General features: G+C 37.8%; 19 protein-coding genes and 1 other annotated feature. Of the genes, 15 read left to right on the top strand and 4 right to left on the bottom strand.

The genetic code is table 11. The features are described from left to right. Positions 1–837 (top strand): fructosamine kinase family protein, encoded by an 837-nt coding sequence (locus RK01_RS07655; RefSeq protein WP_016172724.1) that lies wholly within the window; start codon positions 1–3, stop codon positions 835–837. Between the two features lie 34 nt (positions 838–871). Beyond that, positions 872–1,606: an acyl-ACP thioesterase domain-containing protein gene (locus RK01_RS07650; RefSeq protein ID WP_034864791.1), complete on the top strand. Its 735-nt coding sequence runs from the start codon at positions 872–874 to the stop codon at positions 1,604–1,606. A gap of 92 nt (positions 1,607–1,698) precedes the next feature. Here the strand turns inward: RK01_RS07650 and RK01_RS07645 are convergent, their stop codons facing one another. Then, positions 1,699–2,667 (bottom strand): asparaginase, encoded by a 969-nt coding sequence (locus RK01_RS07645; RefSeq protein WP_016172722.1) that lies wholly within the window; start codon positions 2,665–2,667, stop codon positions 1,699–1,701. Between the two features lie 167 nt (positions 2,668–2,834). On the opposite strand from RK01_RS07645, the gene RK01_RS07640 reads away from it, so the two are divergent. Beyond that, positions 2,835–3,671 carry a Cof-type HAD-IIB family hydrolase gene (locus tag RK01_RS07640; RefSeq protein WP_016172721.1) on the top strand — a complete coding sequence of 279 codons (837 nt, stop codon included), beginning with the start codon at positions 2,835–2,837 and terminating at the stop codon, positions 3,669–3,671. 41 nt (positions 3,672–3,712) lie between these two features. Beyond that, complete coding sequence (locus RK01_RS07635; RefSeq protein ID WP_016172720.1) at positions 3,713–4,234, top strand: pyrophosphohydrolase domain-containing protein; 522 nt, start codon at positions 3,713–3,715, stop codon at positions 4,232–4,234. A gap of 31 nt (positions 4,235–4,265) precedes the next feature. Here RK01_RS07635 and RK01_RS07630 read toward each other — a convergent pair whose 3' ends face one another. Next, positions 4,266–5,615, bottom strand: a complete 1,350-nt coding sequence (locus tag RK01_RS07630) for an aspartate kinase (RefSeq protein ID WP_016172719.1) — start codon at positions 5,613–5,615, stop codon at positions 4,266–4,268. 471 nt (positions 5,616–6,086) lie between these two features. On the opposite strand from RK01_RS07630, the gene ezrA reads away from it, so the two are divergent. From ezrA to RK01_RS07575, 11 genes are all read left to right on the top strand, one after another. Beyond that, positions 6,087–7,811, top strand: a complete 1,725-nt coding sequence (gene ezrA / locus RK01_RS07625) for a septation ring formation regulator EzrA (protein WP_016172718.1) — start codon at positions 6,087–6,089, stop codon at positions 7,809–7,811. Positions 7,812–7,948: 137 nt separating this feature from the next. Continuing rightward, positions 7,949–9,091 carry a cysteine desulfurase family protein gene (locus RK01_RS07620; RefSeq protein ID WP_016172717.1) on the top strand — a complete coding sequence of 381 codons (1,143 nt, stop codon included), beginning with the start codon at positions 7,949–7,951 and terminating at the stop codon, positions 9,089–9,091. A 17-nt stretch (positions 9,092–9,108) separates the two neighbouring features. After that, on the top strand, positions 9,109–10,320 hold the full coding sequence (gene thiI, locus RK01_RS07615; RefSeq protein WP_016172716.1) for a tRNA uracil 4-sulfurtransferase ThiI: 1,212 nt from the start codon (positions 9,109–9,111) through the stop codon (positions 10,318–10,320). Positions 10,321–10,666: 346 nt separating this feature from the next. Then, positions 10,667–12,280 carry a SpaH/EbpB family LPXTG-anchored major pilin gene (locus RK01_RS07610; RefSeq protein WP_016172715.1) on the top strand — a complete coding sequence of 538 codons (1,614 nt, stop codon included), beginning with the start codon at positions 10,667–10,669 and terminating at the stop codon, positions 12,278–12,280. 162 nt (positions 12,281–12,442) lie between these two features. Next, entirely contained in the window at positions 12,443–13,102 is a 660-nt protein-coding gene (locus tag RK01_RS07605) for a redox-sensing transcriptional repressor Rex (protein ID WP_016172714.1), read from the top strand. Between the two features lie 95 nt (positions 13,103–13,197). Next, complete coding sequence (gene tpx / locus RK01_RS07600; RefSeq protein WP_016172713.1) at positions 13,198–13,689, top strand: thiol peroxidase; 492 nt, start codon at positions 13,198–13,200, stop codon at positions 13,687–13,689. Between the two features lie 40 nt (positions 13,690–13,729). Continuing rightward, positions 13,730–13,940 (top strand) — a binding site (T-box leader). Between the two features lie 145 nt (positions 13,941–14,085). Then, a complete protein-coding gene (locus RK01_RS07595) occupies positions 14,086–16,725 on the top strand; it encodes a valine--tRNA ligase (protein ID WP_016172712.1) in 2,640 nt (879 codons plus the stop codon). Between the two features lie 212 nt (positions 16,726–16,937). Next, a complete protein-coding gene (locus RK01_RS07590) occupies positions 16,938–18,257 on the top strand; it encodes a bifunctional folylpolyglutamate synthase/dihydrofolate synthase (protein ID WP_016172711.1) in 1,320 nt (439 codons plus the stop codon). Next, a complete protein-coding gene (locus tag RK01_RS07585) occupies positions 18,247–18,903 on the top strand; it encodes an HAD family hydrolase (RefSeq protein WP_016172710.1) in 657 nt (218 codons plus the stop codon). The genes RK01_RS07590 and RK01_RS07585 overlap by 11 nt, the downstream gene beginning before the upstream one ends. A 56-nt stretch (positions 18,904–18,959) precedes the next feature. Beyond that, a complete protein-coding gene (radC, locus tag RK01_RS07580; protein ID WP_016172709.1) occupies positions 18,960–19,637 on the top strand; it encodes a RadC family protein in 678 nt (225 codons plus the stop codon). A 151-nt stretch (positions 19,638–19,788) separates the two neighbouring features. Then, a complete protein-coding gene (locus tag RK01_RS07575) occupies positions 19,789–19,989 on the top strand; it encodes a cold-shock protein (RefSeq protein WP_016172708.1) in 201 nt (66 codons plus the stop codon). Between the two features lie 296 nt (positions 19,990–20,285). Here RK01_RS07575 and rnjA read toward each other — a convergent pair whose 3' ends face one another. Both rnjA and RK01_RS07565 read right to left on the bottom strand, forming a co-directional pair. Further along, the gene (gene rnjA / locus RK01_RS07570; protein ID WP_016172707.1) at positions 20,286–21,962 is read right to left on the bottom strand and encodes a ribonuclease J1; all 1,677 of its coding nucleotides are present in this window, start codon (positions 21,960–21,962) and stop codon (positions 20,286–20,288) included. Between the two features lies 1 nt (position 21,963). Next, the gene (locus RK01_RS07565) at positions 21,964–22,176 is read right to left on the bottom strand and encodes a DNA-directed RNA polymerase subunit epsilon (protein WP_016172706.1); all 213 of its coding nucleotides are present in this window, start codon (positions 22,174–22,176) and stop codon (positions 21,964–21,966) included. Positions 22,177–22,733: the final 557 nt, after the last annotated feature.

Genomic DNA, 22,733 nt, shown 5'->3' with positions numbered 1-22,733 from the left:
ATGTTACCAAAAGAAATCTTAGCTTCACTAGCACTTGAAGGCAAAGCCATTCCTATTGTCGGTGGCGATGTGAATCAAACCTACCGTATCGTAACCGATGAAAACAATTATTTTTTGAAGTTTCACCCGGGGATCGACCAGACATTTTTTCAAGCTGAGATTAATGGCCTCAAAGAATTAGCTGATTTTGTCCGTGTTCCGCAAGTTTATAATTGGGGACAAACGGGTGAGGGTTCTTATTTAGTCATGGAGTGGATTGAACCAGGAGATGGTAGCCAAGAAGAACTGGCAGCTACTTTAAGTACGCTTCATCATCACACTCAAGAACTATTTGGTTTTTATGAAGATAATTATATTGGGATTTTACCCCAGGTGAATGCGCAAACGAATAATTGGGTGAATTATTTTTTAACCTGTCGTTTGGATGTGCAAGTGGAATTAGCAAAGTTGCATAATGTATGGAGTCCAGTCCGTGAAGAGCGATACTTACGGTTAAAAGAAAAAATCTATGCCAAATGGCAAGATCGGGAAGTTGCAGCTAGTTTATTGCATGGCGATTTTTGGAGTGGCAATTATTTCTTTGATCAAAAAGGTCAGCCTGTTTTGATTGATCCGGCTGTTTCTTATGGCGATCGGGAGATGGATATCGCGATGGCCCAGCTTTTCGGGGGTTTTCGAGAGGAATTTTTCCAAACTTATCACGATTTATTTCCACTGCCAACAGGATGGGAGCAGCGTCAGCCTGTTTATCAACTCTATTATTTACTTGTTCATTTAAATCAATTTGGCGAAAGCTATGGTGGGCAAGTTGATGAGATTTTGCAACGTTTTAGCTAACCGAAGTGAGGTAGCAAATTTAGGAGGAATTTTTGTGGCAGTAAAGTATACCCGCGATCATGAAGTAGCATACTATGAATGTGACGTGAATCAAACGATGACATTTCCAGCTATGATTGGCGTGGCAATTAAGACATCTGAAGAACAAAGCGATATGTTAAATCGTAGTGCTGATTTTATTCATAGCTTTGGCTTAACTTGGGTCATTACCAATTATCATTTTCAAATTGAGCGTTTGCCAAAAGTTGGCGAAAAAATTCAAATTACTACGCAAGCAATGGAGTACAACAAGTATTTTTGCTATCGCAATTTTTGGTTTCACGATGAAGATGGTCACGAACTGTTAAGGATTGAATCGGTCTTTGTCCTAATGGATATGAAAAATCGCAAAATGGCGAGTGTACCAGAAGAAATCATAGCACCTTTTGAAAGTGAAAAAATCAAACGTATTAAACGCTTTAAAGCAATCACCAAAATTTCAGCTGGAGAAAGCTTACCTTATCGGGTAAGATTTTATGATATTGATAGTAATCAGCATGTCAATAATGCCATGTATTTCAATTGGATGATTGATGTATTAGGTTTTGATTTTCTAACGACGCATGTCCCCCGTGAAGTGAATATTCGCTTTGATAAAGAGGTGGAGTACGGCAATGAAGTGATGAGCCATTTTGAAGTTATTGAAGATAGTGGTACTGAAAGTCGTCATGAAATTAAAATTGGCGACCAACTTTACTGTGAAGCAAATATTTTATGGGACATAAAATAATTAATAAAAATGGCTGTGACAAGTCTTTTGTCACAGCCATTTTTATTGACGTGCGAAATAGCCACGTTCACCTTTAAGATTAAAAAGAATAGTTATCTTTCAATAAATGCTTTTAACTCAGGCACTGTTAGCTGACGATTTTTGGCAATGAGCAACTTTAAGCGAGCTTTTTGCGAGTTGATACTATTGGCAAAAATAATTCCCATCTTTTGTAATTGCGCGCCCCCGCCTTCATAATCATAAACAGCTTCCGCAATGCCATTAAAACAGCGGGAAACTAAAACGATGGGGACTTTTTGTGCTAATAATTTTTTTAAGGGCGGGATGGTGTCAGGTGGTAAATTACCTGCCCCTAATGCTTCAATGACTAGGCCGTCAATCTTACTTTGGGCTAACGCTTCAAATAAATCGCCATGCATCCCCGCGTATGCTTTTACGATTGGAATCATACCATCAACCCTATCGACATCAATGTGCACCGTGGGCAAAACTTCCTGCATAAAAATAATACGGCTTTTGGTAACAAGACCAACCGGCCCTAATGTCGGTGTGCGAAAAGTTGCTACATTGGTCGTATGCGTTTTGGTCACGTAACGCGCTGAATGAATTTCATCATTCATTACCACCAAAACTCCTTTTCCTTTGGCCTCATCACAAGCGGCTACCCGAATGGCAGTAATAAAATTGTAAAGCCCGTCGCTGCCAAGCTCGTTACTAGAACGCATCGCACCGGTAAGAACAATCGGCAACAAGCTCCCAATCGTAGTGTCAAGGAAAAAAGCTGTTTCTTCTAATGTATCAGTCCCATGGGTAATGACAACGCCGTCACAGCCACTAAGTTTCGCATCTTGAATGCGTTCTTTTAGCTGCAGCATTTCAACAGGTGTGACGTGTGGGCTAGGTAAATTGAAAATATCTTCCACCACTAATTCAATCTCAGCGGGAATTTCTAAATTGGCATCCATTAAAGGATTAGCGACATCAGGACTCACACCACCGGTTAAATGATCTTCTTTCATGGCAATCGTTCCGCCTGTGTGCAAGACAAGTAATTTTTTCATACTTCATTTCCTTTCATATTTTGAAATAGGAATAAGATTTATAGTGTTTATTGTAGCGGATTGCGAGGCGATAAACTAGAGAGAAAAAATATTTTCATTTTAGAAAATAGTGTTTTGTCTAGGCTTTGTGGTAAACTAAAACGTAGCAAAATGAAAAGGAAAAGAATATGATTAAAGCAATTTTTTTTGATATAGATGGTACACTTTTAGCCGATAATGGAAAAGTTTTGCCCAGTACCAAAGCAGCAATCAAACAAGCGCAAGCTAAAAATATTTACGTGGGAGTAGCCACTGGTCGCGATCCAGTCAAAGTAAAAGAGCTCTTAGAAGACGTGGGATTGGATATGTTTGTGACTTATAATGGACAGTTAGTTTACACGCCAAAGCAGACTATCTTTGCGCAATCTTTCAAGCCTGCAGTTTTAGAGCAGGTAACGCAGTTTGCTGATGCCCATAACCGTTCGATTAATTTTGGCACCCGTAACCAAGTAGCAGGCAGTCGCTTGATGCGTTTGGGGCAGTCTGCTGTTGTCCAGCGGTTAGCACGGTTTATTCCGCGTCGATTTCCGGTTAAAACGATGCAAAATGTGATGCAGCTTGTCAGTTTTTATAAAAAAGATGATCATTACGAAAAAATGAGCATTTTGAATCAACCTATTTACCAATGTATGATGTTAAGCCCTGAATCCGAAACAGACCTGTTGAAAAAAGAGTTGCCCGATTGTGGTTTTCATCGCTCCAATTCTTTTTCAGTCGATATCGTTCCCAAAGGTGGATCCAAGTTAAAAGGCATCGAAGTCTTTTTGCAACACAAGGGGATTGCACCATCTGAAGCGATGGCTTTTGGGGATCATTACAATGATATCTCCATGCTGAAAGGAGTGGGCATTGGCGTGGCGATGGGTAATGCCAAACGAATCACAAAAGAAGCGGCTAGTTATGTCACTGATAGCAATAACCACAATGGTATCGCACAAGCATTACGCTATTATCATATTATTTGATTAAATAAAAAAATAGTAGCAGGTTAGAGGAGTTAAAGTAGATGGCAAAACCCTATGAGATGGCTAAAGAATTTCATCAAATTTTTGATGCACGCATTCCGAAAAAACCGACCGCTTTTTCTGCCAAAGAGGCAACATTTCGGGCGGCCTTTAAAATGGAAGAGTTAGTCGAATTTTTATATGAGAGTGCCAATGAAGAAGCAGAATTTTTCGAAGCGATTAAAAAATTGCATGAAGAAATGGATGTTGCTGTTCAAAAAGTTTTAAGCAAACGACGTGATCAAATAGCCGCGGATCCTTTAGTAGGACAAGTGGATGCCTTAGTGGACTTACTTTATTTAACCTATGGTTCATTTGCTTTAATGGGAATTGATCCAGAACCGATTATGACAATTGTGCATGATGCCAATATGAATAAACTTTTTCCAGATGGACAACCACATTATGATCCGGTAACCAATAAAGTATTAAAACCAGCGAGTTGGCAAGAAAAGTATGCACCAGAGGCAAAAATTGCAGCAGAATTGAAACGACAAAAAAAGATAGCCCAGCTTGAAAGTTAATTCAAGTGGGCTACCTTTTTTTGGGTTAGGTTTAATCAAAGAAAGTATAATACAATGTACGAATGGCGAGTTTTTCTTGTTCTTTATGAATGCCAAACATGATACTAACTTCAGAAGAGCCTTGGTTAATCATTTCCAAGTTGATTTTTTTGCGGGCTAAAGCAGCGGTACTATCCGCTGTACAACCCACGCGTTGCCGCATACCTTCACCTACTACCATAATCATGGAAAGATCATGGGTGATGCGTAATTCATCAGGGTCAATCTCATAAGCCAAGGTACGTAAAAGTTCTTCTTCTAGTGTTTTATCCAATTGATTGGCTCGCAAAATGATTGAAATATCATCAATTCCAGATGGCATATGTTCATAGCTCAAACCAAAATCTTCTAAAATACTCAAAACACGACGCGTAAAACCAATCTCTCTATTCATAAGATATTTATTAATATAAATCATCGTAAAGCCCTCATCACTGGCAATACCTACGACAGGATTATCGGTTGCATCCCGTGTTGTGGTAATTTTTGTACCTTGACAGTGGGGATTATTCGTATTTTTAATCACCACGGGAATTTTTGCCCGATAAGACGGCATCAGAGCTTCATCATGAAAAACAGTAAAACCAGCGTAAGCTAATTCCCGCATTTCCCGATATGTTAATTCTTTAATAATTTCCGGTTTGTGAATATAGCCAGGATGGGCCGCGTAAATGCCATCAACATCAGTAAAGTTTTCATATAATTCAGCTTTTACACCGGCTGCTACAATGGAACCGGTAATATCTGAGCCGCCACGGGAGAAAGTACACACTTGGCCGCCTTCGGTATAACCAAAGAAACCGGGGATGATTAAAACATCTTGAGTATCTGCCCATTTTTTCATTTTTTGGTAAGCTTTAAATAAGATGCGGGCGTTTCCTGGTTCACTGGAGACGATGATGCCAAAATCTTTAGGATTTACATAGCGTGCGTTTATTCCTTGTGCTTGTAAGATGCCTGCAATTAACTTGGCGTTATTATCTTCCCCACTGGCGACAATTTCATCTTTCAAAAATTCGTTTCCTTCTACAGGAAGATCAGCTAATTTTTCTAAATGATTAGTAATATCCACCATAATTTTTTCATCGACATGAAATGATTTTGCAATGGCAGCATAGCGTTTTGCAATCGTAGAGATCAAATCCTGTACCTCTTTGCCTTTTATTTTGGCATCATAAAGTGCAATGAGGTGATCTGTTACTTTTGTATCTTCTTTGTCTCGTTTGCCAGGTGCAGATACTACCACGAATTTTCTGGTTGGGTCATCTGCAATAATTGCGATGACTTTTTGAACTTGCTGAGCAGAGGCCAGTGAGCTTCCGCCAAATTTCACTACTTTCATAATAGTATCTCCTTTTTTTGCAGTTTTCATAGCGAGAGGAACCATTAGCCGCTAAGGTTTTACAGATCTTTTTTAGCAGCGGAAAAATTCGATTTTACTAACCAATCAAAATCGATTTTACTGGTATACGCTGCGATTATTTCTTATAAGGGTACAAAAATCTATAAAAAAAAGCAAGGGTTATTGATAAAGGAATCACAAACTTTGGTAGTTAAAAAGGTTTTTAAGAGTTTATAAAGAGTTTTTTTAACCGGCGCTTGTGAAAATCGGCTTCTGAAAAAAATTGTAAAGATTTTGCTATTCTTTAGTGCCAGTCTTTTTTCTTTGTGTTATAATCTAGCGTAGATGTCTTCTGGACTGAACTGTCATTTTTCAATACTATAGTAGAAAAACATAGTATTTTAGATAAGAAAAAAAGCTGCCATGCAGCATATGATACTGATATTTATTTTGAAAGTGGAGGAACCATCAATGGGAAGTAGTAATGTAGTCATTGGAATAGTCATCGCCATTATTGTTGTGGCAGCGATCTTGTATCTGATCAGTTATTTCATGAGAAAGAAAAATCAGGAACGCTTACAAGCACTAGAAGATCGTAGGGAGCAGCTTTTTGATCTACCGGTCTTAGAAGAAGTTGACGATGTTAAAAAAATGCATTTGGTTGGTCAAAGCCAAAATACTTTCCGGGAATGGAATCAAAAATGGAATGATATCTCTACTTCTTCTTTTGCTGAACTTGAAAGTCAGATTTTTGAAGTGGAAAGCTTAAATGAAACATTCCGCTTTTTTAAAGCTAAAAATGCAATTGCAGATGCAGAACAAACCATGGATACGATGGAAAAAGAAGTGGAACAAATTCGCGCTGGCCTAAAAGAGCTACGTGAAAGTGAAGAACGTAATTCATTAGAAGTACAAAAAGCGTTGGATATTTACGAAGACTTGAAGAAAAACTTGCGAGAGCAAGGAGAAGAATTTGGTCCAGCTTATTCAGAATTGCAAAAGCAAATCAAAAATATCGAAATCGAATTTACTCAGTTTGTTACATTAAATACATCTGGTGATCCAGTGGAAGCCCGTGAAGTCTTAGAAAATGCGGAACAACATACTTATGAATTAGAAGATCGCATGAAACGAATTCCAGCAGCTTACGAAGAATTAAACAAGACTTTCCCAGATCAGTTAAAAGAAATTCAAGATGGCTACAAAAAACTTTTAGAAGATCATTACGTTTTTCCAGAAGAAAATTTCCAAGCAGAAATTGATCGTGTGAAAAAACGCGTAGAAACTTCAATGGGCGACTTAGAAAAAACAGAAGTAGATACGGTTGAAGTTGCAAATCGTGACACTGCAAGCGGTATTGATTCACTTTATACTGTGATGGAACGTGAAATTAATGCACGTCGTTATGTCGTTAAAAACAAACCAGTGATTGCCGATTATATCACCCATGCTCATCGCAACAATCATCAATTAATGATTGAAATTGACCATACAGCGCAAAGCTATACTTTGAATCACAATGAATTAGGTCGGGTTCGAGGTTTCCAAAGTGAAATTGACGAACTGACAAAACGTAACAAAGATTTAGAACCAAAAATGGAAGCTCATGAAATTCCATTCTCTGAAATTCAAGCTTTTTACAAAGATGCTTATAAAATTTTAGATGATTTGGAAAATCAACAAGTTGAAATTGATAATGAGTTAAGAGAATTACGTAAGGGTGAAAAAGTTGCCCAAGAAAAAGTGGAACAATTTGAATTTCAATTACGTAACTTAAAACGCTTCGTTGAAAAACAACGCTTACCAGGTTTACCAAATGATTATTTAGAATTTTTCTTCATGGCAACAGACCGCGTGGAAGATTTAGGCAAAGCCTTAAATAAAATTCGCGTGAACATGGAAGATGTAAATAAGATCATGAAAAACTGTGAGTCTGACATTAAAGAGTTAGACACACGAACGCATGACTTAGTCGACGCAGCAGCCTTAACGGAACAAATGATGCAATATGCGAACCGTTACCGTCATTCTCATGCTGAAATTAAAGCAGCAATTGAAGGTGCGTTAGAACTGTTTAATAAGGAATATCGTTACCAAGATGCGTTAGATGAAATTGGTGCCGCCTTAGAACGTGTTGAACCAGGGGCATTCAAGCGAATTGAAAACTTCTACTTTAAGAATCGTGATTTAGTCTAAGTAAAAGCGAGTCCAGGTGGGCTCGCTTTTTTTGTTGGTCAAAAAATTCACCTTTATAAAAACATAAAGTACGTTACCTTGAAACAAAGCCGCTGTCCGTTTATAATAGGAAAGAATTTGAGAAGGGGAGTTTTTTCATGATTTATTTTGATAACAGTGCAACTACGGCGATTGCGCCCCTTGCATTGGATGCATATATGAAGACGAGTCAACGTGTTATCGGTAATCCCTCCAGTTTACACGATTTAGGCAACCAAGCTAATCGCTTATTGCAACAAGCTCGTAAGCAAATTGCGGATTTACTAACGGTAGATACAAGTGAAATTTATTTTACTTCTGGCGGCACTGAAGGCGACAATTGGGTTTTAAAAGGCACCGCTATTGATAAAAAGGAATTTGGGCGTCATATTATTATTTCCAGTGTAGAACATCCAGCAGTGAGTGAAACCGCCGCTCAGTTAGCGGAAAATGGCTTTGATGTCAGTGTGGCACCAGTAGGTAAAGATGGTTTAGTTGATGTTGCTAAACTAAAAGAATTAATTCGCAAAGACACCATTTTGGTTTCTGTGATGGCGGTGAATAATGAAGTAGGTGCAGTTCAGCCAATTGAAGCGATTAGTGCTGTATTAGCTGATTATCCCAAAATTCATTTTCACGTGGATGCTGTCCAAGCTGTTGGAAAAGTAGCACAAGAAAAATGGCTTACGCCACGGGTGGACTTTGCTACTTTTTCAGCTCATAAATTTCATGGCCCTCGGGGAGTGGGTTTTATTTTTTGGCGCAAAGGCCGACGAATCGCGCCATTACTAACTGGTGGCGGCCAAGAGAACAATCAGCGCAGTGGCACCGAAAATGTACCGGGTATCGTTGCCACCGCTAAAGCGTTACGCTTAACACTGGAAAAAAAAGCGGAGCGACCAGAGCATGTGGCGACATTACGCCAATATTTGTATGAAGCTTTAGCAAAATATGAAAAAGTAACTATTTTTAGTGGCGATAAAAATTATGCCCCCCATATTTTATGTTTTGGTATTAAAGATATTCGGGGAGAGGTTTTGGTCCATGCTTTGGAAGAAAAACAAATCTTTGTCTCTACAACCAGTGCATGCTCTAGCCGTAAACATGTAGAAAGCAGCACCCTGCATGCGATGAATGTTCCTGCTACTCTAGCCACAACGGCTATTCGGGTTAGCTTAGATGAAAATAATACTATGGCTGAAGTCGAACAATTTTTAATTGTCTTTCATCAGTTGTATCAGAAATTTAGCAAAATTAATTAATAGACAGGAGTTTTAAAGTGAATTACACAGAGATTATGGTGCGATATGGTGAGCTTTCCACTAAGGGAAAAAATCGTCGCAGTTTTATCCGGCAATTAGCAGATAATGTCAAAGGGGCACTGGCAGCCTATCCTAACTTAAAAATCGATGCCCAACGCGATCGCATGCACATTTTATTAAATGGCGAAGATAGCCAACCAGTTATTGCACGCTTGCAAAAAGTTTTTGGTATTCAAAATTTTTCCCCGAGTTTACGAGTTGAAAAAAATCTAGCAGCAATTAAAGCTGGAATAGCTGAAATTATGGCTTACGCTTATACGGGAAATGAAACATTTAAAATTAATGCCAAACGTTCTGATCATGATTTTGAATTAACCAGTAATGAACTAAATCAAACATTGGGCAGTTATGTCTTTTCTTTGTATCCTGATATCAAAGTTCAAATGAAAATGCCGGATATTAATTTACGAGTGGAAATTCGTTTGGATGGTGTCTATTTGTCCTATGAAACGATTAAAGGAGCAGGCGGCTTACCAGTAGGAACCAGCGGCAAAGGGATGTTGATGCTCTCAGGTGGAATCGACTCACCTGTCGCAGGCTATTTAGCAATGAAACGTGGTGTTGAAATTGAAGCAGTCCACTTTGCCAGTCCACCTTATACAAGTGAACAAGCCTTGCAAAAAGCTAAAGATTTAACCGAAAAATTAACACCTTATGTGGGAAATATTCAATTTATTGAAGTGCCTTTCACAGAAATTCAAGAAGAAATCAAAAACAATGTTCCACAAGGTTACTGGATGACTTTGACACGGCGCATGATGTTACGTTTAACAGATGCAATTCGTGAAGCGCGTAATGGTTTAGTCATCATTAACGGCGAATCATTAGGACAAGTCGCTTCGCAAACGTTACAAAGTATGGTGGCCATTAATGAAGTGACGCCAACACCAATCATTCGTCCTGTTGTGACGATGGATAAATTGGAAATTATTGAAATCGCTCAAGCCATTGATACTTTTGAATTGGCCATCCAACCATTTGAAGATTGCTGTACAATCTTTGCGCCACCCCAACCAAAAACACGGCCCAATTTAGATAAAGTACATCATTATGAGAAAGCATTAGATATTGATGGTATGATTGCTCGAGCTTTAAGTGGTCTAAAAATAGAGGAAATCACACCCAATGCCACTGAGAAAAAAGAAGCAGAATTTGCAGATTTATTATAAGTAAAAAATACGAAAAAGATCTGCTACAAACGTTTTTCCGGACTGGTAAAAAGGTGTTTATAAAAGATAAATAATGGAAATTTCAATCAATCTTAAAAAGATTTTTCCTTGATTTTGCTTGAAATGACATTTGGATAAAATTAAATAACAATTAGAAAATGATGAAAGAGGCTTCTAGCCTCTTTTTTTGTTTGTAAAAAAACACACAATCACTCCAACCGGTTGATAAAGCGCTGTTAGACTAACTTTTGCCCCCTCTAATTTCCTCTGATATGATTAATTTAGGTTAGAAATCTAAAAGAAGAGATGATGTAGTCTAGCTAAAAGAAAAAGGGAGGGAAACAAAATGAAACACAAATCGAAATTGTTTGGTCTGTTGGCAATTATTACGATGTTAGTGCCATTGTTTGTTGGAGGAATTGTTGGAGGGGCTGCTACTCAGGGTAATGTGGATATTACTCTGCATAAAAAGAAATATGATACTATGCCTGAAACACTAAAAAATACCGGAGAAAAAATGAGTCAATTTGAAGGAATCGCTGGTTTAAATGAAGTAACTTTTGAAGCATATAATATTACGGCTCTTGTTTATCCGTGGATTACACGTGCAACTAATCCATTAACTGCCGAAGAAGCCATTAATAAAGTTGTGGCAGCTGCAACTACCATTCAAAATGGCGGTGGACCAGTAACCGTAGAAGAAAAAACACTTACTGATTTTACTAATTTTGGCTCTAAAGCAGATACTAAAACAACAGCAACAGTCGGCGGAGAAGATGGGATTGCTAAGTTTGATAATCTACCAGGTAAAACAACTGTTGATGGAAAAGATAAAGATAGTGTTTTCTTATTTGTAGAAACTGCGCAACCTAAAAATGTTGTAGGTCGAGCTGCTCCGATGGTGGTTTCTTTACCATTATTGGATAAAGATGGAAAAACATTAACAGACATTCATATTTATCCTAAAAACCTTATTGCTGATGCGGAAAAGGGATTAGATGGAATCGTCGACGGTGAAAGTGCTAAAGATTTACCAACAATCACAGTTGGAGACAAAGAATATAAAAACGTAGCGGTTGGAGATTTATTACAATATCATATTGATGTTCCAATTCCAGATAAAATTGGAACGTTGACTCATTTCTTTGTAAATGATATTCCTACGAATGGTTTCAAGTATAAAGAAATTGTAAGTGTTAAAGCCGGTGCTACAACTGTAGATTCTACTTTGTATACCGTTACTGTGGATAAAAAAGGAACGATTTCAGGAAATAGCATTACTAAAAACGATAACACAAATGGTTTTATGATTGAATTTAATATGAAAGAAATGACAAAGTATGCTGGCGAAACATTGAAAATCACTTATACAATGACAGTAGAAAAAGAAATCCTTCCAGATGATCCGGCAACCAATGAAGCAACGGTAAACTTTGACAATGAAGTACATGAGTTAGAAGGACCAGATGCTTATACTGGTGGTTACCATTTTGTGAAGATTGACAAGAACTCTGAAAAAACTTTAGAAGGCGTAGGCTTTAAAGTTGAAGCGCCTGGGAAAAAATTTGTGAACTTCACACAAGATGCAACTTCTAAAGAATGGGTATTTGCAGGCTTTGCTGAAAGCAAAGAAAAAGCAACTGAAATTACTTCTGGTACAGGCGGTAAATTAACGATCCGTGGTTTATTAAAAGGTGATTACAAACTTCATGAAACGACACCAAAAGCAGATTATGTACCATTGACTGCTCCAGTAGATTTTACAATTACACATGGTACGTATAAAGATTTAGAAGAAGATAGCTCACCTACCCATCAAAAAACCGTTGAAAATATTAAAAAAGGTGTATTACCTTCAACCGGTGGTGCAGGTATCGTAGCATTCTTAGTAGTGGGTGTTGCATTAATGGGTGGCGCATTCATCTGGTACCGTAAATCTAAAGTGAATGAAGAAGTCTAATCACTTTTGGCGCTGATAAAAAGGAGAGCTACGGCTTTCCTTTTTATTTTGTCTTACTATTAAAATTATGAGCAATAAATGATTTTGTCGACTAAATAACTTGCTAGTGGCACATGGGCATGATAAACTAACTATGTGAAAAAACGAACAAAGGAGCCAAGTATGGTTGAAGATAGTAAGTTAAAAGAAATTCCTAAGGCAACTGCTAAGCGTTTACCCTTGTACTTACGCTATTTAAATATGCTACAAGATTCTGGTGTAAAAAGAATTAAATCAAAAGAATTTGCAGAAATTACCCAAGTTCCTTCTGCAACGATTCGGCGAGATTTTTCCCATTTAGGGGAATTGGGTCGAAGTGGATATGGCTATGATGTCAGTTATTTGATTGAGGTTTTTAACAGTATTTTAGATACGAACGATGAAAAACGAATTGCGCTGGTGGGTTTTGGTAATTTGGGTAAAGCGTTAGCAAATAACAATTTTCGTCGGAATAGCAATTTAAATATTGTGGCTGTTTTTGATAACAATCCAGATTTAGTTGATCAAGTTATTGATGGACATAAAATTCATAGCATGGCAGAATTTGACACTATTGTGAAAGAGAAGTGTGTCACGGTGGCGATTTCCACTGTGCCAAGTCAATATTCACAAGAAGCCGTGAATATAATGGTAGCTGCGGGAATCACGGCTATTTTAAATTTTGCCCCGGACCGCGTTGATGTTCCTAGTAATGTTCATGTGCAATACATTGATCTCACTACGGAATTACAAACATTGATTTTCTTTGATCAAAATTATCAAAAAGCACTGGTAAACAGTTAAGCAGTATCTTTGGTTTTTTATCCGGTCTTCTCTATACTAAAGGTAATCAAGTAGGTAGGCGAGATTTGTTTTACTCAATTAAAGGAGCGGATAATATGAAATTAACCAAGAAAGGGCAACCTGTTACACTGCCCGGCACTCAGCCAGCTGTTGGGGATATGGCCCCTGATTTTTCCTTAGCAGATATAAATGATAAAAAGCATTCTGTCACGGATTTCTTAGGCAAACCCACGATTTTAAGCATTATACCTGATATTGATACGCGGGTTTGTGCCATTCAAACAAAACGTTTTAATATGGAAGCCAGCCGGCTTAAAGACATTAATTTTGCGACAATTTCTGATAATACAAAAGAGGAGCAAGCTGCTTGGTGTGGCCAAGAAGGTGTCGATATGCTGATGCTACACGATCCGGAAAATACATTGAATGAAAATTATCATCTGCTTATTAATGAAACCAAACACTATGCACGGGTAATTTTTGTTTTGGATAAAAATGGCGTCATTCAATATCGCGAAATCGTCCCTGAAATTAGCCAAGAGCCTGATTATGCAAAAGCTTTGGCAGCCGCCAAAAAATTGCGCTAAAAATCTGATTTGACACCAACTTATCTTCATTGTAGAATAAGCCCAGACGTTGAACAAGAGGAGTAGCAAAAAACTGCGTTAGAGAGAGGGAATCAAAGCTGAGAGATTTCTACGCAAGTTTTGTGAAGGTAGCTTGGGAGTCTTTGATGGGACAAGTTCGTTTCATCAAACGTTTCGTGATCGTTACCTCACGCTTAAGAGGTAGAGAAATCTACAAATTAGGTGGTACCGCGTAAATTTACGTCCTAAGATGCTGGCATCTTAGGACTTTTTTGGTTTTTAGTCGTGGTTTTTTAAGTAAAAAGTTTCTACGCCACGCTTGTGTTTAGTCAGTGGTAAGACCAAATAGGTAGTTTTTTAAGAACAACGTGATAAGAATTTTAAGGAGGCAAAAAAATGTCTGATAATTTATCAACCAAGTACAATCCACAAGAAGTGGAAGCGGGTCGCTATCAAAAGTGGCTTGATGAAGATTTATTTAAACCCAGTGGCGATAAAAAGGCCAAACCTTACTCCATTGTTATTCCACCACCAAATGTAACCGGAAAATTGCATCTTGGTCATGCTTGGGATACTACGTTGCAAGACATGATTATTCGGCAAAAAAGAATGCAAGGTTTTGATACTTTATGGTTACCAGGGATGGACCATGCCGGAATTGCAACCCAAGCCAAAGTAGAAGAAAAATTACGGGAACAAGGAATTTCTCGTTATGATTTGGGGCGGGAAAAATTTGTTGAGAATGTTTGGGACTGGAAAGAAGAATATGCGGATCATATTCGCCAACAATGGGCAAAAATGGGTCTTTCTTTAGACTATTCCCGGGAACGTTTTACTTTAGATGATGGCTTATCTGAAGCAGTTCGCAAAGTTTTTGTTACCTTGTATGAAAAAGATTTAATTTATCGTGGGGAATATATTATCAACTGGGACCCCCAAGCCCGCACTGCATTATCGGATATTGAAGTTATTCATAAAGATATTGAAGGTGCCTTTTATCATATGACGTATCCTTTAAGTGATGGGACAGGAGAATTAGAAATTGCAACTACTCGTCCAGAAACCATGTTAGGTGATACTGCGGTAGCCGTTCATCCAGATGATGAACGTTACCAAGAATATATTGGAAAAACTGTTACTTTACCGCTAGTAAATAAAGAAATTCCAATTATTGCTGATGAATACGTTGATCGTGAATTTGGTACCGGAGTAGTAAAAATCACACCGGCCCACGATCCCAATGACTTTGAAGTGGGCAATCGTCATAACTTACCCCGAATAAATGTCATGAACGATGACGGTACGATGAATGAATTAGCTGGAAAATATGCTGAGATGGATCGTTTTGAAGCGAGAAAATTAATCGTTTCGGATTTAAAAGAAATGGGACGCTTAGTTAAAGTGGAAAAAATGAACCATAATGTTGGGCATTCGGAACGAACAGGCGTTGTGGTTGAACCCCGGTTATCTACACAATGGTTTGTAAAGATGGCACCTTTAGCCAAAGAAGCCATTGAAAATCAAGCCACAGATGACGCGGTAGATTTTTATCCCCCACGTTTTAATCAAACCTTCTTGCGTTGGATGGATAATGTACACGATTGGGTTATTTCCCGTCAACTTTGGTGGGGACATCAAATTCCAGCGTGGTACCACAAAGAAACAGGCGAAATGTATGTTGGCATGCAAGCGCCAGTAGATAGCGAAAACTGGGTGCAAGATCCTGATGTATTAGATACGTGGTTTTCTTCTGCTTTATGGCCATTTTCAACAATGGGCTGGCCTGATACTAACAGTGAAGACTATAAACGGTATTTCCCAACCAATACTTTAGTTACCGGCTACGATATTATTTTCTTCTGGGTGAGTCGGATGATTTTCCAAAGTTTGGAATTTACTGGAGAACGACCATTTAACAACGTTTTAATTCACGGTTTGATTCGGGATGAACAAGGGCGTAAAATGAGTAAATCATTGGGTAATGGGATTGATCCAATGGATGTTATTGATAAATACGGTGCAGATGCTTTACGTTGGTTCTTATCAAATGGCTCTGCGCCTGGCCAAGATGTACGCTTTAGTTATGAAAAAATGGATGCAGCTTGGAACTTTATCAATAAGATTTGGAATGCTTCTCGCTTTGTTTTAATGAATGTTGAAGGCATGACTGCCCGTGATATTCAATTAGAAGGCGAAAAAACAGTAGCGGATCGTTGGATTTTAACCCGTTTAAATGAAACAGTTGAAAAAGTCACTGACTTGTTTGATCGTTTTGAATTTGGGGAAGCGGGCAGACAATTGTATAATTTCATTTGGGATGACTTCTGTGACTGGTATATTGAAATGAGTAAAGAAGTGTTATACGGTGAAGACGAAGGTTCTAAACAAATGAACAAGAGTATCCTGGTTTATACATTAGATCAGATTTTACGTCTTTTACACCCTATTATGCCGTTTGTAACAGAAGAAATTTGGAGTAAATTACCACATGAAGGTCAATCTCTAGTAACGGCTGCTTATCCGGTTGTTCATGAAGAATTTAACGATGCTGCGGCTGTGAAAGGCATGGAATTTCTGATTGAATTAATTCGGGCTGTGCGAAATATTCGTTCTGAAGTCAACACACCGCTTTCAAAACCAGTTACATTATTGATTCATACAACGGATAAAGAAATCGATGAATTTTTAGTTGCCAATAAAAATTATATTGAACGTTTCTGTAATCCAGAAGAACTAGTGATTTCAGGTGAAATCGAGGCACCCGAACTTGCAATGTCAGCTGTCTTAACGGGGGCCAAAATTTACTTGCCACTAGCTGGTTTAATCAATATTGATGAAGAATTGCAACGTTTGGAAAAAGAATTGGCAAAATGGAACAGCGAAGTAAAACGGGTGCAAGGTAAACTTGCCAATGAACGCTTTGTTGCAAATGCGCCTGAAGCAGTTGTAGCAGAAGAGCGAGAAAAAGAAGCCGATTATTTGGATAAACAAAAAGCCGTGGCTGAACGTATTGAACAATTACGGACAATTAAATAAGTAAGATAATATTAGGACTTGAGAATTTATTTTCTCAGGTCTTTTTTTAGATTGTAACCGGCTTTAAGCGGTTTAGATTAGTTGAAAGTGGCAAATTCATCCTGTTTGTCCCCAAACTGCTCTACTGAAAATGAGCTAACGCTTTAATTTGAAATATTTCTTTCTGTCTTTGTAAAGGGAGTTTGTTATAATGAAGCGGTGAGGTGGTAAAAATGGTAGATACTGGAAGTAAAGCGATTGAATGGATTCACAGCCGTAAACCATTTGGTTCAAGACCGGGTTTACAACGGGTAGCGGCGTTATTAGATTTAGTTGGTCATCCTGAAAAAAAAGTGCCTACAATTCATATTGCCGGTACGAATGGCAAAGGCTCAACCATCAGCTATTTAAAGGAAATGTTACAAGCTGCAGGGATTGTCGTTGGAACTTTCACTTCACCTTATATTGAAAGTTTTCACGAACGAATTGCCATTGATGGCAAGTTTATCACTGATGAAGAATTGGTCCTGCTTGTAAATAAATACCAACCTTTAGTTGAAAAACTAGATCAACAAGAAGCGGTAAGTGGCATTACAGAATTTGAAGTGCTGACAGCACTAGCTTTTGATTATTTTGTTGGCAAAGTGGATGTTGCCATTATTGAAGTAGGTTTAGGCGGCTTACTCGATTCTACCAATGTGGTGGAACCGATGCTAACAGCTATTACAACCATTGGTTATGATCATACGGAAATTTTAGGGGATACATTAGAGTTAATTGCAGAGCAAAAAGCCGGCATTATTAAAGAAAATGTGCCAGTTGTAACGGGAAATATTCCAGAAAATGCATTAGGGGTTATTACACAAACCGCTGATAAGAAACATTCAACTATTTACCGTTTTGGGGAAGAATATCAGGTAAATTATTTACACCCGGACGATAATTGGGGAGAATGGTTTGATTTTAGTAACCAAAATGGGAAATTGAAACATTTAAAAACAGCTTTGATTGGTCGTCATCAACCCGAAAATGCAGGGGTGGCCATTCAATTATTTCAATTATACTGTGAGCAAAATAAAATTAATTGGCAAGAAAAAGAAATCAAAAAGGCGCTGCAAAAGACATTTTGGCCCGCTCGTATGGAACGGCTTAGCACAGAACCTTTTATTATTTTGGATGGCGCTCATAATACTCACGCCATGAAGCGCTTGGTTGAATCAGTTCAAAATGAATTTAGTGACCGCAAATTGCATATTTTATTTTCAGCATTAGAAACCAAAAATGTTGCTGAGATGCTGCAAGAATTATTGCAATTAAAAAATAGTCATATTTATTTGACAACTTTTGATTATCCACGGGCAATTAAATTGGATGATGATTTTGTCAATGTGGATGAAAAACGTGTCTCCATTGTTTCTTTATGGCAATTTGGCTTAGCTGAAATTTTAGAGAAAATGGATGATGAATCTCTGTTACTTGTAACAGGATCACTGTATTTTGTGGCAGAAGTACGCAGTTTATTATTGGAAATGGGAGGTCCACATGTCAGTTAAAGGTGTTATTTTTGATATGGATGGTTTGATTTTTGATACGGAGCAGCTTTATTATGCGGGTGCGCAAGCCGCCGCTGATACTTTTGGTTTTCCTTATGACAAGGAACTTTATTTAAATTTATTGGGGATTTCAGATGAAGAAGTTATTATGAGGTATCACGAATTATTTGATGAAAAATTTGGCGTCGACACCGTAACAGCCTTTATTGAAGCAGCGTATGAAAATACACGGCTGCTGTTTGCCCAGGGTAAGGCAACTTTGAAACCAGGCGTTATGGAACTTTTAACTTATTTAAAAGCAAACAAGATTAAGTGGGTGATCGCCTCTAGTAATCAGCGTGCAGTAATTGATGAACTCTTAGAACAAGCAGAATTAACAGCTTATTTTTCTACTGTTGTCTCAGCTGAAGATGTGCCAAAAGCAAAACCAGATCCGGCAATTTTTTTAGCCGCACAAAATCTTTTAGGGACAAAAAAGGAAGAAACCTTGGTATTGGAAGATTCACAAAATGGTGTTTTAGCAGCATATCGTGCTGAAATTCCGGTCATCATGGTACCGGATTTACTGCCACCAGATGCAGATTTAAAAAATAAGACAGTGGCAGTCGTCTCTTCATTACATGAAGTGCCTAAATTTTTAGCTTAAATATTTATTTGACTCTTTTGCGTACTTTATTAAAAAGAACGTAAAGGAGTTTTTTCATGAAAATAAAAACATTGCCACTAAATACGCGACCGCGAGAAAGACTAAAGCAAAAAGGGGCCAGTGCATTATCCGATCAAGAGTTACTAGCGATTATTTTACGCACCGGTTCAAAAAAGGCCACCACTATTGAATTAGCGGCGGAAATTTTAAATTTTTTTGGCGACTTGCATCAATTAAAAACGGCCGAGTTACAAGAATTCATGCTGATTTGTGGGATAGGCGAAGTAAAGGCGATAGAACTTTTGGCAATGATCGAATTAGGACATCGCATCAGCAAATCCAATCAATTAAAAATGGGGCATGTTTCTTCTAGTTACGAGTTAGGATGTATGCTTGCTGAAGAAATGCGGGATTATGAGCAAGAACATTTACTCTGTATTTATTTAAATACCAAAAATCAAATTATTCAAAAAAGAACTATTTTTATTGGTTCATTAAATCAATCGATTGCTCATCCACGCGAAATCTTTAAAACAGCAGTTAAAGTGGCGGCAGCTCGCATTGTAATTTGTCATAATCATCCTTCTGGTAGTCCTACGCCCTCCCATAATGATATCGCTTTTACAAAACGTTTAAAAGAGTGTGGGGAATTAATGGGGATTGAATTACTGGATCATTTAGTTATTGGCGGTAGCGAATACATTAGCTTAAGAGAAGAAGGTTTGTGGAATTAGCAGACTTGCAAAAAAAATCAGGCAAGTGTAAAATATTAGTGTAATTTTGTTTAGCGGTTTAGTGATAGAAGTTGAAACATTTGGGTCACCTCTATTCTTTGCCAACAACGTTACACATCAATCTGTGCAAAGCACAAGGAGGTTTTCACCCATGGAACATGGTACAGTAAAATGGTTTAACGCAGAAAAAGGTTTTGGCTTCATTTCACGTGAAGACGGCAGCGATGTATTCGTACATTTCTCAGCAATCCAAGGCGACGGTTTCAAAACTTTAGAAGAAGGTCAAGCAGTGACTTTCGACGTTGAAGAATCAGACCGCGGTCCTCAAGCGACTAACGTAGAAAAAGCCTAAACATTTTAAAATAGGTGCTTTGAGGGCGGACAAAAGTGTTCAGCTATTGATAATAGTGCGGATGAATGAATATGACTTTTCGGAATGTTGTGTTTATCTGTCTCGTTTTTAAGAAGCTATTTATGAAACGCTGTTTGTTCGTAAAATGGGTGCTGACAAGTTTTTGTCAGCACCCATTTTTTATATCCTCAATTTTTTATTATAAAAATACCCAAGTCTGATAGAAAAGTGAGGAACACTTATACTTTTCTATCGACTTGGGTATTTATTTATTAAACTATGCCGTAGTCGTTACTTTAATTTTCCGGTGTCATAATCATAGATAAAATCATGGGATGACGCTCGGTTTTTTCAAACAAATAAGGTTGCAATGCGTTAGACATCGCTTCTCTTAGTTTGAATTCGTTACAATCTGGTTGATTCATCGCTTCTCTTAAGGCTTTGAACAGTAAGGTTTGTCCTTCGTTAATCATTTCGCCGGATTCACGCATATAGACAAAACCACGAGATAAAATGTCAGGACCAGCCAAAATTTCTTTTTTGGCAATATCGACTGTTGCCACAGCTAAAACCAAACCTTCTTCTGATAAAATATGACGGTCGCGTAAAACTACGTTACCGATATCTCCAATGCCGCTACCATCGACGTAAACATCTCCGGCATTGAAATGGCCGCAAATACGGGCACTGTCAGCAGTTAAAGCTAACATATCGCCATTTTCCATCAAGAAGCAATTTTCTTTTGGTACGCCTGTATCTTGGGCTAGTTGGGTATGGATTTTTAACATCCGATACTCTCCATGAATTGGCATAAAATATTTAGGTTTCATTAAGCGCAACATCAATTTTTGTTCTTCTTGGCCACCATGTCCAGAAGTATGAATGTTGTTAATTTTACCGTGAATAACTTCAGCACCAGCTTCCATTAGTAAGTTAATCAAATGGTTGACACTGGTTGTATTACCAGGAATTGGTGAGCTAGAAAAGATCACCGTATCATCTGGTTGAATTTGAATTTGACGGTGGGTACCGTTGGCAATGCGGCTTAAAGCTGCCATTGGTTCACCTTGTGAGCCAGTACATAAAATCAAGACTTCATTGGCTGGTAATCGATTGACTTCATGCGCGTCAATAAAAGTACCATCGGGAACTTTTATATAGCCTAATTTTTGTCCGTTAATCATCGCATTTTCCATGCTGCGACCAAAGACCGCAATTTTACGTCCTGTAGCCACCGCAGCATCTGCTGCTTGTTGCAGTCTGAAAATATTAGAAGCAAAAGAGGCAAAAATAATACGGCCTTCAATTTTTTCAAAGATTTTCAAAATGGAAGTACCAATAATTTTTTCAGATTTGGTAAATGTTGGAATTTCAGCATTTGTACTGTCAGATAACAGACACAATACGCCTTCTTCGCCAATTCGTGCCATTTTGTGTAAATTAGCAGGTTCGCCAACCGGTGTAAAATCGAATTTAAAATCACCGGTTTGAACAATATTGCCAGAAGGAGTTTTGACCACAATTCCTAATGCATCTGGAATACTGTGAGTGGTGCGGAAAAAGCTAACAGAAGTTTTCCTAAAACGGATAATTGTGTCTTCGTTAATTTCATGTAACTGCGCATCCCGCAATAAACCGTGTTCATCCAACTTATTTGTAATAAGCGCAAGTGCTAATGGTCCGGCATAGATAGGGATATTCGCTTGACGTAATAGGTAGGGAATTCCCCCAATGTGATCTTCGTGACCGTGAGTTATTACAAGGGCCTTTACTTTAGGTAAGTTTTGCACAATGTAACTATAATCGGAAATGACATAGTCAATTCCAAGTAATTCATCTTCTGGAAATTTGATCCCAGCATCAATAATGATGATTTCGTCTTGAAATTGTACCCCATAACAGTTTTTTCCAATCTCACCAAGACCACCGATTCCAAAGACGCCGGTTTCGTTGTTCTTCAAAGAGACTTTCATTTTAAAACTCCGTCAACTTGAAGTCTGTATTTTCTTTTTCATAAGCTAGATGGCTATCATCTAAACCTTGAATGAATTCAATATTGTATGGGGTGTGTTCTTCAACTAACGCACGAGCCGTAACTTCATCGGCTGCCTCAACGTAAATTGCTTGTGTTTGTTCTCTTTTTGGATTGCGAATTTTTGTTTCTTGATAGTAAACTTTGTAGATCATGTGTTTGACTCCTTTATTAGTTAATTTAAACGGTATAAAAATGACATCTAAAGATGACCAAGTACGAGAATTAAGGCATTCAAAAAACAGGGGAGGTACTTTTTGCTAAAATATTTGCAGCTGGATAGTGCAAATAATTTTAACAACTAGCAAAATCTCCGCCAAAATGTGGATGCTTTTTAAAAATCAGAAGATCTTTAAAAAGAGAAAGTCTCGTCTTTACTTTCCGCTTATGTTTCAATTCAACCGTTCCTTTGGCGTATTAACGCCCAATTAATGCTATTTTAGCATAGATTTTTCAATAAGTATAGAAAAGGCAAAGGGGTAAAAGGGTTACAAAAAGGAATTTTTATTTCTCTTAAAAACTATTTATTTCAGTAAAGTAAGTCAAGAAACTTTTAAATCAGCTCATTTAGCCAGTTTTCATTTCTTATTAATAAGGAGAAAAAATCCTTAAAATTTCTGGTGAATTTGGCTACAATTAGAAAATATACTGTGTTATAGTGAGGGTAATGCGAAAATTTGGTAACGCGTGGTCTCACTTCAAGTTATTTTTG

It is taken from the genome of Enterococcus dispar ATCC 51266 (assembly GCF_000406945.1).
Lineage (GTDB): Bacteria > Bacillota > Bacilli > Lactobacillales > Enterococcaceae > Enterococcus_C > Enterococcus_C dispar.
The sequence above is the reverse complement of the archived record's forward strand: the minus strand, read 5'-3'. Positions and strand labels throughout refer to the sequence as shown.